At 45.6% G+C, this 14970-nt stretch carries 16 protein-coding genes and 1 other RNA gene; 16 read left to right on the plus strand and 1 reads right to left on the minus strand.

Going from position 1 to position 14970, the window contains the following annotated elements; all coding sequences use genetic code 11:
* Positions 1-409, plus strand: a 409-nt coding sequence (locus tag AC1DSE_RS16625) for a DALR anticodon-binding domain-containing protein (RefSeq protein WP_477527920.1), incomplete at its 5' end; no start/stop codon positions are given.
* 29 nt (positions 410-438) lie between these two features.
* Here the strand turns inward: AC1DSE_RS16625 and AC1DSE_RS16630 are convergent.
* Positions 439-1575, minus strand: a complete 1137-nt coding sequence (locus AC1DSE_RS16630) for a S8 family peptidase (protein WP_339205988.1) — start codon at positions 1573-1575, stop codon at positions 439-441.
* Between the two features lie 460 nt (positions 1576-2035).
* Between AC1DSE_RS16630 and rpoE the strand changes: the two genes are divergently transcribed.
* The 15 genes from rpoE to AC1DSE_RS16705 all read left to right on the plus strand — a co-directional run.
* Positions 2036-2608: a DNA-directed RNA polymerase subunit delta gene (gene rpoE / locus AC1DSE_RS16635; protein WP_477512202.1), complete on the plus strand. Its 573-nt coding sequence runs from the start codon at positions 2036-2038 to the stop codon at positions 2606-2608.
* 490 nt (positions 2609-3098) lie between these two features.
* Positions 3099-4700, plus strand: coding sequence for a CTP synthase (locus AC1DSE_RS16640; RefSeq protein WP_339205989.1), 1602 nt, complete (start codon positions 3099-3101; stop codon positions 4698-4700).
* Positions 4701-4856: 156 nt separating this feature from the next.
* A complete protein-coding gene (locus AC1DSE_RS16645; RefSeq protein ID WP_076271590.1) occupies positions 4857-5255 on the plus strand; it encodes a response regulator in 399 nt (132 codons plus the stop codon).
* A 198-nt stretch (positions 5256-5453) separates the two neighbouring features.
* Positions 5454-5666 (plus strand): class II fructose-bisphosphate aldolase, encoded by a 213-nt coding sequence (locus tag AC1DSE_RS16650; RefSeq protein WP_477512203.1) that lies wholly within the window; start codon positions 5454-5456, stop codon positions 5664-5666.
* Positions 5667-5973: 307 nt separating this feature from the next.
* The gene (locus AC1DSE_RS16655) at positions 5974-7236 is read left to right on the plus strand and encodes a UDP-N-acetylglucosamine 1-carboxyvinyltransferase (protein WP_076271592.1); all 1263 of its coding nucleotides are present in this window, start codon (positions 5974-5976) and stop codon (positions 7234-7236) included.
* A gap of 123 nt (positions 7237-7359) precedes the next feature.
* Complete coding sequence (gene rho / locus AC1DSE_RS16660) at positions 7360-8694, plus strand: transcription termination factor Rho (RefSeq protein ID WP_339205993.1); 1335 nt, start codon at positions 7360-7362, stop codon at positions 8692-8694.
* Between the two features lie 21 nt (positions 8695-8715).
* Complete coding sequence (locus AC1DSE_RS16665; protein WP_477512204.1) at positions 8716-9969, plus strand: radical SAM family protein; 1254 nt, start codon at positions 8716-8718, stop codon at positions 9967-9969.
* A 144-nt stretch (positions 9970-10113) separates the two neighbouring features.
* Complete coding sequence (rpmE, locus tag AC1DSE_RS16670) at positions 10114-10311, plus strand: 50S ribosomal protein L31 (RefSeq protein ID WP_339205996.1); 198 nt, start codon at positions 10114-10116, stop codon at positions 10309-10311.
* An 83-nt stretch (positions 10312-10394) separates the two neighbouring features.
* Entirely contained in the window at positions 10395-10823 is a 429-nt protein-coding gene (locus tag AC1DSE_RS16675; RefSeq protein WP_441912817.1) for a hypothetical protein, read from the plus strand.
* A 67-nt stretch (positions 10824-10890) separates the two neighbouring features.
* Positions 10891-11159: signal recognition particle sRNA large type (gene ffs, locus AC1DSE_RS16680), an RNA gene on the plus strand.
* A gap of 323 nt (positions 11160-11482) precedes the next feature.
* Positions 11483-13273, plus strand: a complete 1791-nt coding sequence (gene dnaX / locus AC1DSE_RS16685; protein ID WP_477527921.1) for a DNA polymerase III subunit gamma/tau — start codon at positions 11483-11485, stop codon at positions 13271-13273.
* Between the two features lie 23 nt (positions 13274-13296).
* Positions 13297-13608, plus strand: coding sequence for a YbaB/EbfC family nucleoid-associated protein (locus tag AC1DSE_RS16690; RefSeq protein ID WP_054025909.1), 312 nt, complete (start codon positions 13297-13299; stop codon positions 13606-13608).
* Positions 13609-13742: 134 nt separating this feature from the next.
* Positions 13743-14342: a recombination mediator RecR gene (recR, locus tag AC1DSE_RS16695; RefSeq protein ID WP_076271598.1), complete on the plus strand. Its 600-nt coding sequence runs from the start codon at positions 13743-13745 to the stop codon at positions 14340-14342.
* 161 nt (positions 14343-14503) lie between these two features.
* Positions 14504-14752, plus strand: coding sequence for a DUF2508 family protein (locus AC1DSE_RS16700; RefSeq protein WP_477527922.1), 249 nt, complete (start codon positions 14504-14506; stop codon positions 14750-14752).
* The coding region (locus tag AC1DSE_RS16705; protein ID WP_477527923.1) for a pro-sigmaK processing inhibitor BofA family protein at positions 14749-14970 on the plus strand (222 nt) is incomplete at its 3' end. The genes AC1DSE_RS16700 and AC1DSE_RS16705, both read left to right, overlap by 4 nt.

Genomic DNA, 14970 nt, shown 5'->3' on the forward strand with positions numbered 1-14970 from the left:
GGATTTGGCGATCTCTACTTCAAATGAGAACCCTGTGTTCTATGTTCAATATGCGCACGCTCGGATTTGCAGTATTTTCAGACAAGCGGAGGAACAAGGCATTGTTCTTAAATCCACGGACACGATCGATTTCAGCAAGCTGACTGCCGAGGGCGAGTTCGATCTTCTTCGTAAAGTTGGTGAGCTGCCGCAGGAGATCTCTGAGGCAGCAGCACAATATGCGCCTCATCGTCTTATTCGTTATGTATACGAGCTGGCTTCCCAGTTCCACAGCTATTATAGAGCGGAGCGCGTCATCACAGAAGATGCTGAGCAATCGCAAGCGCGCTTAGCCTTGCTTGGAGCCGTACGTATCGCTATTGCGAACGTGCTTCGTTTGGTCGGTGTTTCTGCTCCAGAACGCATGTAAGCTTTGTTTCATAAAAATAAACCGTGGACTCATACCTTATCCACGGTTTGCATCATACGCATCACGTCAAGCTCGCCGATCGTTCGGCGGGCTTTACTGCCTCTAAGGGGCTGAACGGATCGTTTAATAATTGTCTTGATCTCGGTAGGCGTAAGTCCCGGCTTATGTGCGAGCAGAAGCGCGATTGCTCCGCTGACATGCGAGGTGGCCATGGAGGTTCCACTCATTTCATTGTATTTGCCGCGCAGCCATGCGGATACGATTTTGTCGCCAGGCGCGTAAACGTCAATATAGGAGCCTCGATTGCTGAAAGGTGCAACGCGGCGGAGTTTATTCGTTGCGCCAACAGCAATCGTTTGAGGGTAGCGTGCCGGATAATCAACGGAACGGCGCTTCCCGTCATTGCCGGAGGAAGCAACGATAATGACGCCTGCATTGTGAGCATTAATGACAGCTCCAAGCAGCGCTTTGCTTTTTGTCTTCATACCGAAGCTCATGTTGATGACGTTCATGCGATTGCGGATACACCATTCAATACCGAGAATAATGTCGGATACGAAGGCGCTCCCATTATGGTCAAAAGCTTTGACAGGCGAGATTAACGCCCGCGGGGCTACGCCAATCATGCCCTGTAATTGATTTGCTGCGGCGATGGTACCTGCAATATGTGTACCATGACCGTTATCATCATGAGGGAGCATGCTGCGATTGAGAAGGTTGATGCCCCTAGAAAGTGATTGGCGGAGATCTGGATGGCTGAAGTCAGCTCCTGTATCGATGACGCCGACCTTGACCCGGTGACCGGTTGTCGTGCTCCAAGCCAGCGGGGCTTTAATCTGGTTTACACCCCAGGGGATGCCCTTATCTACAATAATCGACTTTTGTGGAGAAGAATGCACGCTGATTTTACAATCTTTCTCAATCCAAACACGCCCGGCGAATCGCTCTAATGATTCCTCGGCCGGCAATGTACAGGCTATTCCAAGAATGCTGGGCATTTGTCTAATGCTTTTTTGCGGTAAAGATGATGAAGTGACTTTAGGCAATTGCTGTAGGAAGTATCGGTAGTCGCTCGCACGCTGAAAGCGAATGATACGCTTAACAGTCGTTGTGTCCGTGCGAGCCATCGTATCCTGCAACATACGGATAAAAGCGACGGTGTCCAAACTTGGCTTCCCCTCCCGACGGACCATGCTGAACTATTGTATGAACGAGCGCTCTGTAACGCATGAGCAACTTGCCTTTTTTCACATAATTAGGCTGAAAACCGTGTCAAAAATCGACTGGGGACATACGATGAACAAAGAGTTCTCAGGGGCTCTTACGACCAAGGTGCGTTGCCTCGTGTCATGGCCGGATGGATACAGTCAAAGCGGAAGGACTATCCTTTCGCTTTTTGCATAGAAGTCCAAGCTATACTGCAGCAGCGTGGTCCGCTTGCTTTTTTGCAGGAAATAGGTTTTACTATACTGTGACTAGCGTAAACGACGGGTGCGAGCCTCTGGCAGTTACCGATCGTTTTGCGATTAAATGTGAGCGGTGTATAAGAGAATAACGTACACGATCCTTGCATTTTATAGGTAAGAACGAGTACATAAATTGAATGGCAAGAGAGGATGTGTCCATATGAGCAGCAGCAATTTCACGTTAAAGCTGGATCCTGAACGTATGAAGGAAATGCCTATGGTCGATTTGGCCTTTGAAGTGCTGAAAGCGGCTAATACGCCTTACTACTATCGCGATCTAATGATGGAGATCGCTAAAATACGCGGTCTTTCCGCAGACGGAATCAACCAGTTCATCGCCCAAGTGTATACAGAAATCAACATTGATGGACGTTTCGCTTGCGTTGGCAGCAACATGTGGGGACTGAAACGCTGGTATCCAGTTGAGCGTTCTGAAGATCCTGTAGGTAATGCGAAGCGTACGCGTATCATTAACGATGATGATGATCTCGAAGATGATGATGTATTTGCGGACGAAGAAGAGGATACTTACGCAGAGGCTGAAGAAGACTACGATGTATTCGACGAGGACCGCGAGGACTTCGAAGAGGCAGAAGAGGAAGCTGAAGTCGATGAGGAAGTTGGAATCGACGACGAGGAGCTGGACGAGGAAGAAGTCGACGGTGAACTCGATGCGGATGATGATGAGTCGGATGATGAGGAATTTGAAGACGGCGACGAGTCTGACAAGTAAATGTTTGCTGAAAGTATAAGGCGGTTTAAGCACCCAGCTTATCCTCCTTCTTATACTTTTCTGCGGTACGAGCTCTGCTCAATACAGATGGCTTAGTCGTTTGAACTGGAGTGAGGAATATCCATTCAGTTTCGCTTGACAGTTGCTAGGAGCGCAGAGTAAACTATCTCATGGGCTTAAGATTCGGTTAACAAATAACGCATACAAGCGCAAACGACTCGTTTTCGTCTTTTGACGAGAAGGTCAAGTTTCGCGGTGAAATAGAAGTAGAGCATAACGCATTGCTGATGCTTGCTTGTATTTTTATATATGCCAAAAAAGGAAAAGTGCCCCGTTGCTACGGGTGTCACTTTTTTTGTTTGTGAGGGATGGGTCTGTAGGATGCATTCCCACAAATTGGATGGATAGGCGGAGTGTATCCGCATCCATGTTTATCGAGTAAATGGGCAAACCTAAACATTAACCATAGGGCTTGGAGGGTATCATCACAGTGACCAAATATATTTTTGTAACCGGCGGCGTAGTGTCGTCCTTGGGCAAAGGGATAACAGCAGCCTCGCTTGGCCGATTGCTGAAGAACAGGGGCCTCAAAGTAACGATTCAGAAGTTTGATCCATACATCAACGTCGACCCAGGAACGATGAGTCCATATCAGCACGGAGAAGTATTCGTTACCGATGATGGTGCAGAAACAGATTTGGATCTTGGTCACTATGAACGGTTTATTGACATTAACTTGTCGAAGAACAACAATGTGACGTCCGGCAAAATCTATTCCAATGTAATTACCAAAGAGCGCCGCGGCGACTACTTGGGTGGAACTGTTCAGGTAATCCCGCATATTACGAACGAAATTAAAGACCGTGTATTCCGTGCGGGCAAAGAAGCGGGTTCTGATGTTGTTATTACAGAAATCGGCGGTACGGTTGGTGATATCGAAAGCTTGCCTTTCCTTGAAGCTATTCGTCAAATCAAAAGCGATATCGGGCGCGACAATGTAATGTACATCCACGTAACGCTTATTCCTTATATCAAAGCGGCAGGTGAAGTGAAAACAAAACCAACGCAGCATAGTGTTAAGGAATTGCGCAGCATCGGTATTCAACCGAACGTAATCGTATGCCGTACAGAGCATCCGCTTGCTGAAGATTTGAAACGTAAAATTGGCTTGTTCTGCGATATCGATGCGAATGCAGTCGTGGAATGCCGCGATGCGTCCACTTTGTATGAAGTGCCATTGATGCTTCGTGAGGAAGGCCTCGACGAGATCGTTGTTAATCATCTGAAGCTTAAGACAGAACAGCCGGATATGCGCGAATGGGAAAGCCTTGTTCAGCGTGTGAAGTCGCTTCATAAGAAGACGGAAATTGCAATTGTTGGTAAATATGTCTCGTTGCATGATGCGTACCTCAGTATTGTAGAGTCGCTTGAGCATGCGGGTATTGCTTCCGACTCAGAAGTGAAAATTCGTTGGCTGCATGCAGATGAGCTTACGGAAGAGAACGCCCACCAGCAGCTTAGAGGCGTTAATGGTATTCTTGTGCCAGGCGGCTTTGGCGATCGCGGTATTGAAGGCAAGATTACAGCGATTAAATACGCACGTGAAAACAAAATTCCGTTTTTCGGTATTTGCCTTGGCATGCAGGTAGCTGTCATTGAATATGCTCGAAATGTGGCGGGATTAGCTGGTGCGAATAGCTCTGAAATTAATTCATCCACTCCATATCCGGTTATTGACTTGCTGCCGGATCAGAAGGATGTTGAAGATATGGGTGGCACGATGCGTCTTGGTCTGTACCCTTGTAAACTTAAGCCAGGTACGCTTGCTGAGCGTGAATATGGCGACGAGCTCGTTTATGAGCGTCATCGTCACCGGTATGAATTTAACAATGAGTACCGTGAAGCGATTGAATCTGTTGGTCTTACTATTTCTGGAACTTCTCCAGACGGCCGTCTTGTTGAGGTTGTGGAAATGGCTGATCATCCTTGGTTCTTGGCTGTTCAATTCCACCCGGAATTCAAGTCTAGACCGAACCGTCCGCAGCCATTGTTCCGCGGATTTGTACAAGCAGCGCTTAACCATTCCGAGTAATATATTGCATTTTTGATCAATGGCAGATTCTTTAACAACAACAGATAAGTTTTTCTCTTAACGAGAAGGATTATATACCCACTTTAGCGAATATATTAACGATTATGGAAGAGTTGGCCATTTTTTGGGTAAACTCATTTGCGGGGGGATTTGGAGTTGGATAAGAAGAAAGTGTTGATCGTTGATGATCAGAACGGTATTCGCGTATTGCTTATGGAAGTTTTCAGCAGCGAGGGCTATAATACGTTCCAAGCGTCTAATGGCAAGCTGGCTTTGGAAATCGTCAAGAACGATGCTCCAGATCTTGTTCTGTTGGATATGAAAATTCCCGGCATGGATGGTCTGGAAATTTTAAAGCATGTGAAAGCTATCGACCGAAACATTAAAGTCATCATGATGACCGCATATGGTGAATTGGATATGATTAAAGAAGCGACGGATCTCGGGGCATTAATGCACTTTACGAAACCTTTCGACATCGATGAGATGCGAATTGCGGTTAATATGCAGCTGCGAGGCGGCAACTCCACAAGTCGTTTTGCAATAGGCTCCTGATTTAGCAAATAAACGGCATCGTCTCTTACTTGAAGGCGATGCCGTTTTTTTCATTTATTGGCAATAGCAAAACAAGCTTTACTATTCCAAGGCTCATTATGTTATAATGTCTCAGAATGACAAGTCGGACCGAGCTGGAGGAAGAAAGATAACATTTACGAGGAAGACAGCGATCTTGTTAGTTCCTATGAATGAATTTTGCCAGGCGCTTATAGCAAGCGAGAAACAGTAGTCCAGTTCAACACAGACATCAGGGTAATTACACAAACGATTGTTGAAGCTGCTAAGGAAGAAAAATCACCGTTTATTTGGAAGGTCAGCGAAAGCGCCTTGAAATATATGGGCATTCAATTCACTGCTGCAATGGCGTGTGCCGGGGCCAAAAAAAATCTAGTCTTCCAATCGATTTGATTTTGATCATGATATTAATTTCAGTTGCAGTATCCCTTTGAGAGAAACATGTTGCTTTTACAAATACAATTTCAAGAAAACAAATAGCTAACGCTGATTCATTGGAACTACGCCAATACATGACAGCTGTGCGAATTGAGAAGCTGGCTGTTACTAACAAAAATCCGTTTGTTCGGAAGTAACAACTAAGTGTAATAACAGGAGCAAAGGAATAAACCGCCTCATAACGGCAAGTGGGTTTAACACTCGCTTGCTTTGGCGGTTTTTCCTTTATTCTCTTCCAATCTACGGGAGGAACTATAATTAGATGGAGAAATTGATGATACGCGGTGGACGGCCGCTTCGCGGTACCGTTCAAATCAGCGGAGCCAAGAACAGCGCGGTGGCTCTTGTACCTGCTGCTATTTTAGCAGAATCAGAAGTTGTGTTGGATAATTTGCCTATTATAAGTGATGTAGCTGTATACAGTGAAATTTTGCAGGAGCTTGGTGCTGTCGTAAAGCGTGACGGCGATATGATGCGCATTGATCCTTCCGCGCTTGTCTCCAAACCGATGCCAAACGGCAAAGTGAAATTGCTGCGCGCATCCTATTATTTGATGGGGGCAATGCTTGGTAGGTTTGGTGAAGCGACAATCGGAATGCCAGGGGGCTGCAACTTTGAGCCTAGACCAATCGATCAGCATATTAAAGGGTTTGAAGCACTTGGTGCCACGGTAACTAATGATCATGGATCTATTCGAATTCATGCTGAGCAATTACGAGGCGCAAAGATTTACCTTGACGTTTCAAGTGTTGGAGCAACGATTAATATCATGCTAGCTGCCTCGCGGGCCAAAGGAATAACGATTATTGAAAATGCGGCAAAAGAGCCTGAAATTATAGATGTAGCTACTCTCCTTAATGCCATGGGCGCAAAAATCAAAGGTGCTGGGACTGAGACGATTCGTATTGAAGGCGTCGATCAGATGCATGGCTGCCGCCATTCCATTATTCCCGATCGAATTCAAGCCGGTACGTATATGATTGCAGCTGCAGCAACGCGCGGCGATGTCCTTATTGATAATGTTATTCCGAAGCACTTGGAAGCGATGAGCGCTAAGCTTGAAGAGATGGGTGTTCAAGTTATTGAGATGGATGAATCCATCCGAATTATTGGCGGACCTAATTATTCGTCCATTGATGTAAAGGCACTTGTGTACCCTGGTTTCCCTACGGACTTACAATCTCCAATGACAACCTTGCTTACACAAGCGAATGGAGTCAGTATTTTAACTGATTATGTATACGGTACTAGATTTAAGCATGTTCCTGAGCTCACTCGCATGGGAGCGGATATTCGTGTTGAGGGCCGTTCAGCTGTTATTGAAGGCGGCAAGCTGAGTGCTGCAAAAGTTAAGGCTGCTGATTTACGCGCAGGGGCTGCACTTGTTGTCGCTGCTTTGACTGTTGAAGAAGGCGTTACTGAAATTTCGGGCGTCGAATATATTGACCGAGGTTATGATAATCTAGTAGAAAACTTATGCCGCCTGGGTGCGGAAGTATGGCGTGAAACGGAAGCCACTTCATAAGGAATAGGACGATGCAGACGCTGTGGAATAGACGGCGTCTAATTCGGCAATGATGGATAATCAATCCTATGATTTTACTAGATATACAAAATCATAATGAAAATTAAATAAAGTGGTGAGAACATGACAGACCTTCAGATCGCAGATCTAGAAGAGATGAAATTGACCGACCTTTATAAATTGGCGAAGCAATTTCAAGTTCCCTATTACGGAACACTTAAGAAGAAGGAATTAATTTTTGCAATTCTTCGAGCGCAAGCAGAGAAGAGCGGCCTTATGTTCATGGAAGGCGTCCTCGATATTTTGTCAGAAGGCTTCGGATTTTTACGGCCTATTAACTATTTGCCGAGCAAGGAAGATATTTATATTTCAGCATCACAAATTCGCAGATTTGATTTGAGAAGCGGCGATCTTGTTTCAGGTAAATGCCGTCCTCCGAAAGAGAATGAGCGTTATTTTGGTCTATTGCAAGTAAATGCTGTTAACGGCGAAAATCCGGAAACGGCTTCAGAACGATTGCACTTTCCTGCGCTTACTCCTCTTTATCCAGAAAAGAAGCTAGTGCTTGAGACGACACAGTCGAAGCTTTCCACTCGAATGATGGATTTGCTTGCTCCTGTAGGACTTGGCCAACGCGGTCTAATTGTTGCTCCTCCGAAGACAGGTAAAACCTTGCTTCTTAAAGAAATCGCCCACAGCATTTCCGAAAATCGTCCCGATATCAAATTGTTCGTTCTGCTTATTGATGAGCGTCCAGAGGAAGTTACTGATATGCAGCGCTCCGTGAAGGGTGAAGTTATCGCCTCCACATTTGATGAGCTGCCCGAGAACCATATCAAAGTAGCAGAGCTTGTACTTGAGCGAGCGCTTCGTCTTGTTGAGCATAAGAAGGACGTTGTCATCTTGATGGATAGTATCACCCGTCTTGCTAGGGCGTATAACTTGGTTATTCCTCCATCTGGTCGTACGCTTAGCGGCGGTATTGATCCAGCAGCGTTCCACCGTCCAAAACGGTTTTTTGGTTCGGCTCGAAACGTGGAAGAGGGCGGAAGCTTGACTATACTTGCGACTGCGTTGATCGAAACAGGCTCACGTATGGATGACATCATTTATGAAGAATTTAAAGGTACGGGTAATATGGAGCTCCATCTAGACCGTAAGCTTTCTGAGCGTCGTATTTTCCCTGCGCTTGATTTGCGCAGATCTGGAACTAGACGTGAGGAAATGCTGCTTACGAAGGAAGAGCTGGAGAAGGTTTGGGCCATCCGCAGAGGAATGACGGATACGCCTGATTATGTAGATAATTTCTTGAAGAAACTTAAAGATAGTGAGAACAACGAACAGTTCCTCATGTCTCTTGATACAACAGTTGAAGCGAAGCCGGAGCGGTCCGGTATAAAGAGCAGTACTACAGCGACCAGCAGGCGTCCTACGCCTAGAACTACGCACGGATCGTAAGACCGCAGGAGGGAGAACAACATGAATCTCGTATATGCGGATAAAAACGGAAATGTATTTGACCATCCCGACTTTATAGCTTTGGGAAGAAGCGGTGATATGATTGTCGAAATTATGGAGGAGGAATTAATTCCACTTCCTAATGGAGCAACTCTTGTTAGCCTGCCTTTCACTAGACCCATTGGTCTTAATCCGAGCACGGGTGAGATGCAGGCATTGCAAGGCGGAGCTCAAGCAGTCGGCGCCTTGCTTCCGCAAGGCTTTACTCGTCTATGCTTGCCGGGCTATGTGAAAGCGGACAAGAACGAGAAGCTGCCATTGTTCGGTTATACAGCTGTCGTATGGAAAGACGGTAACTTTTATGTAACGGCTGAGCAAAGTGATGATCCTGAAAGATGGGATCCGCTTAATTGCGATCGTGACGAACTTGGTATTCAAGTAGAGCGTATTCTTGCTAAATATCCGGATAATCGTCTTTATAAGCATCTATCGAACTGTGCTCTAGGTTATGAGTGCTTGACCTCTTCCAACACGTTTTTAGGTAGATGGGAGGGTGCTGTTCCGGTATCATATTCTTGTAATGCAGGCTGCTTCGGATGTATCTCTGAACAACCTGACGATAGCGGCTTTGTTGCTCCGCAGACGCGGATGAATTTTAAGCCGACTGTTGATGAGGTCGTTGAAATTATGCTTGAGCATTTGCGCGAGCCGGAATCCATCATTAGCTTCGGTCAAGGCTGTGAAGGCGAACCTTCAACACAAGCTAAAATCATCGTTGAGGCTATGAAGCGTGTTCGCAGTCAAACCTCGCTTGGATACATTAACATTAATACGAACGCGGGATTAACTGATTTCATGCGCGCGATTGTTGATGCAGGCCTTAATCTAATGCGCGTAAGTACGATCAGTGCACTTGATGATCACTATAATGCTTACTATAAGCCTCGCGGCTACAACTTAAAAAATGTTGAGAAGTCTTTGAAATATGCTTCTGACAATGGTGTATATACGTCGATCAACTATTTGATTTTCCCAGGGGTCACTGACCGTGAGGAAGAAATAGAAGCGATGATTGGATTCGTTAAGCGTACTGGACTAAAACTCATTCAAATGCGCAACCTGAATATCGATCCTGAAAGCTACTTAGCGATTATTCCTAAGGCACAAGGTGAGATATACGGGATGAAGCAAATGCTTGAAATTTTCCGTGAAGAGCTGCCCGATGTAGTTATTGGCTCTTATACACATGTTCCACCAGCCGCATTACGTCGATAAGTACCTATTAGGTAGTAAATTCGGCTAATATTAACCATATCACTGATTATTCATTGCAACAGCAAATAAGTTCATGCTATAATCCGAGATGTGYGATTTAACTCTGAGTCCGCATGCGATTCAGGGCAGAAAGAGGTGAACGAGATGAAACAAGCTATTCATCCGACATACCACATCATTACAGCAACTTGCGCTTGTGGAAATTCCTTCGAGACTGGTTCGGTTAAACCGAGTCTTCGCGTAGAGGTTTGTTCCCAATGCCACCCATTCTACACGGGTAAGCAAAAGTTCCTGGATGCTGGCGGCCGCGTCGATCGTTTCAAGAAGAAATACGGTATTTAATCCTACAAATCGTTCCGCCTTTATTTGGCAGAATACAAGAGCCTCCCTCAGCCATCCTATTGGATAGAAGGGAGGTTTTTTGATTGAATAAACAAACATTCGGTTTGAGTAAACGATTTGGTTTATTTCAAATGGCAGCCTTACTGGCTTGCTTATTTCTGTTAGCCATGACGATCTCAGGATGTGGGAACGGAAAAAGCAAGCAAGAAAACAGGCTGAAAACCTACGGTCATGATGGATACATGGGTTATTCCAACAGCAATCCCAATTTACCGAATCGTTATCAGTATCTTAATTATAATGCAGATGGAAAATTCATTGAGCAGGTGTTGAAGCCGATTTCCGGCATCGAGCACACGCAAATTTATTTTAACGGTACCGATCTTCATGTGAATGTAAAAGCAAATAAAGCACTGTCCGACGTTCAAGTCGAAGAGCTGCGAGCAAAGGCACAGTCGGTCGTGCAGTACAATATGCCTCGGTACAAGGTTCATGTAGAAGCCAAAAGGTAGCCCTGGCATTCGTCCAATTTCAACCGCGAGTTGCGCTTTAGGACGGAATCGGCTATACTTATTTTTGCCGTGCTAGATGGGGAGGTAGCGGTGCCCTGTAACTCGCAATCCGCTGTAGCGAGGTTGAATTCCTACTTGAGGTTATACTGATGTGAGGTCTTGGCACTTGCGAGCAGTGTTGACAGTTGGGTCCTCCGCAATGGACGTTTATGAACTTGGTCAGGTCCGGAAGGAAGCAGCCATAAGTAAATTAGTTCATGTGCCGGGGGAGTGCCTGGCTCGAGCTGTAGTGCAAGGATGTCGCTTGGGTCGTATTTATCAGGAGTAGGTGCACGGTACTAAAAATTTCTAATATGATTTGCTAATAGCAAAAGTAGCACCTGTGATCGCTGTTCGATGTTTTTGTCGGAAGTAGCGAATGCAGGTGTTTTTGTTTATAGATCTTGTTTTAATAGGGTAAAGTCTTAGCAAAAGAAAGTTTTGCTTGCTACACAGTTGTTGTATAATAGGGGAGTAGCAATTGTTTGAAATATAAGAAAGTATATTATTTTCTAATACTACTCTTATATTTCGCAATGCAAAGCAATTTCAGCGTCCACAGGACCGAAGGTGCTTTTGCTTATTGTAAATGAAAAGGCAACTTGAAAGGAAAGGTCTGCGTGTCACATATCGCTTTATACCGTGCCTGGCGTCCGCAGACGTTTCAGGACATGGTTGGACAACAGCATATTATTCAAACGCTGCAAAATTCTATTCGTGAGCAGCGTGTATCTCATGCTTATCTTTTTAATGGGCCGCGAGGAACCGGGAAGACAAGCGCTGCGAAAATATTAGCCAAAGCGGTTAACTGTGAACGTGATCCGGCTGAAGAGCCATGTAATGAATGTGATGCTTGCATAGGGATTACCGCGGGACATATTATGGATGTAATTGAGATTGATGCTGCATCTAATCGCGGTATTGATGAAATTCGTGATATTCGTGATAAAGTGCGATATGCACCTTCAGAAGTGCGGTTCAAAGTTTATATTATAGATGAAGTACATATGCTTACGGCCGAGGCATTTAATGCCTTGCTCAAAACATTGGAGGAGCCGCCGGGGCATGTTATCTTTATCTTGGCGACGACCGAACCGCATAAGCTGCCTGCTACGATTATCTCCCGTTGTCAACGGTTTGATTTCAGGCAGGTATCGCTTGAAGAGCAGACGCAGCACTTGCTTAAGATTTGCCGTGAAGAGAGCATACAGGCCGACGAAGATGCGCTTGCTTATATTGCAAGATTGTCGGAAGGCGGAATGCGCGATGCGATCAGCTTGCTGGAGCAGGTTTCTGCTTTTGCAGGTGATCGTATTACTCTCGACGCGGCAGTAGATGTGACAGGCGGCATGGCCGCTGATCATTTCTACCAGCTGGCGGAGGCTGTGAAGGATCGTCATGTAGCAGCTGTTATGCCGCTTGTGGAAAGCTTGATGCAAGCTGGCAAAAGTGCGGACAAATGCATGGAAAACTTAATTTATTATTTCCGTGATTTGCTTGTTATGAAGCTTGCTCCGCAGGGAGGCGCAGTAACAGAGAGGATCGTTGATCCTGAACGCTTCAAAATGATGGCCGAGGCCTTCACTCCAGAGCGATTGTTCGCTATGATTGATACGTTGAACCGTTATCAAGTGGAGCTTAAGCATGCCTCGCAGCCTCAAACCTTGTTTGAAGTAGCGCTTATGAAGCTTTGCACATTAAATGACGAGCAATCGTCAGGCGGAGCGGCTTCTGCAAGTACAGCAGCTTCAGCATCAAGCGGCGGACAATCAGCTGAAGTAGGACGTTTGCGTCAGCAGATTGAGGCATTGGAGCGTAAACTAGAGCAAGCGATTCAAAATGGAGTAGGTAGCGGGAACAGCGCTTCTTCGGCTGACAGTGCGGCCAGCAAGCAAGCAGCACGTACTAATGCGGTTCGCAGTTCATTCGGCGGCTCAGGCGGCATAGTACGGTCTTCAGTCAAGCTTGATCCGTACCTGGCAACAGCAGGCAGTCCAGAATTCAATCAGTTCAGAATGAAGTGGAACGATGTGCTGCAGGGTGTGAAGGACGCTAAGATTACGGTCCATGCTTGGCTAAAAGACGGTGAGCCGGTTGCTTCTGCTGACGATGCCATTCTCGTGGCATTCAAGAATACAATGCACCGAGAAACGACCGAGAAGCCGGCCAATCGCGAGATTATTGAGAAAGTCATGCATGATGTACTCGGCGGTTCATTCCGTATTGTTACGGTTATGATGAAGGACTGGCAGGCGGCAGCGGCACAAGGCGCTAGTACGCAGAAGAGCGAGACGCTTCAGCTTGAGCCCGAATCTTCTGCTTCACCACAAGCAGCAAGTCGGCCAGTATGGGTAGAAGAGGCCGTCAAACTTTTTGGTGAAGATTTAGTGGTAGTGAAGGATAAAGATTAATTCTAATGATGAGGTGAATTGTAATGAACAATATGAACCAAATGATGAAGCAAGTGAAAAAGATGCAAGATCAAATGATGAAGGCTCAAGAAGAGTTGGAAACAAAGACGGTTGAAGGAACAGCGGGCGGCGGAGTAGTAACCGTATCTGCGAACGGCCATAAGAAACTTCTTAGCATTACGATTAAACCTGAGGCTGTAGATCCGGAAGATGTCGAAATGCTGCAAGACCTTGTCCTTACAGCTGTTAACGATGCGCTAACTAAAGTGGATGATCTAGCGAATAAGGATATGGGTAAATTCACAGGCGGAATGAAAATTCCAGGATTGTTCTAAGAAGCAGTATTGCTTCTGTTTGAAATAAAGGAAAGTATATTACGTGTACTTATCTTTTATTTCTCCGTCAAAGCTGCTTCAGTGTTCAGGGGACACCGAAGGCGTTTTTTGCTTGAAAGGAGCTGTACCCAGTTTTGTATTACCCAGAACCGATAGCGAAGTTAATTGATGCTTTTACGCGATTACCGGGTATTGGACCCAAAACGGCCGCCCGTCTGGCGTTTCATGTTCTTCGAATGAAGGAAGACGACGTCATTGATTTTGCGAAGGCGCTAGTAAGCGTTAAGCGCAATTTGTTCTATTGCTCGGTTTGTTGCAATATAACCGATACAGATCCATGTAGAATCTGTCAGGATAAATCACGTGACAACTCCATCATATGTGTTGTTCAAGAGTCTAAGGATCTTGTTGCGATTGAGCGTATGAAGGACTTCCAAGGCCATTATCACGTGCTTCAAGGCGCAATTTCGCCTATGGAGGGCATCGGTCCAGACGAAATTCGTATCGCTGAGCTGTTAAGAAGGCTGAGCGACGAACGCGTTCAGGAGCTTATACTGGCCACTAACCCGAATATTGAAGGCGAAGCCACAGCAATGTATCTATCCCGGCTGATCAAGCCATTTGGTATCCGAGTTACGCGTATCGCGCATGGCTTGCCTGTTGGCGGTGATCTTGAATATGCAGATGAGGTTACTTTGTCCAAAGCATTAGAAGGTCGAAGAGAAATAAACTAGTCATAATCAATATAGAAAACGGCAGGTCGAGAAATTACTCGATCTGCCGTTTTTGTCGTTTTGATAAGGTGTTCCTTTTAATATCCCGTTCTATTCTAATGTCCAAGCTTATACATATAGTAATGAACATTATGAAGTGAGGACAAGCGGGAGGGATAGATATGAGCAATACAGGCCAGCTCGAATTAAAAAAAGGGATGAACCAAATGKATGACATCCGAGCCGAAATTGTTGAGGCACACCGTGAATGGGAAAATGCGAATCGTTTCTTTAATTATGCAGTCGGCAAGGATCAAGTGGATTACGCGATATATTGTATGATCACAGCAGAAAAGCGATATGAGATGCTGCTTCGATTGGCAAAGCGTACTAGCAAGAACTGGCCAGCATGGAGAGGGGTGAGAGTGTGAAGACAATATGGTTATCGATTTTTATTGGATCTTCTCTCCTGTTAGCAGTCGTACTGCTTAAGAACAGGTTATCGTGGGGATGGCTGCGCAGCTTCTCGCYTCATCTTGTTCTGGCGGCTGGTTTGCTGTACTTGTTAAACTATTCAGGCCTTGTTCCAGGGATGTATATCCCGCTGAACCCCATAACGATAGGAACTGTACTTACATTAGGTGTACCT

This window comes from Paenibacillus sp. 01L418, from assembly GCF_056400045.1.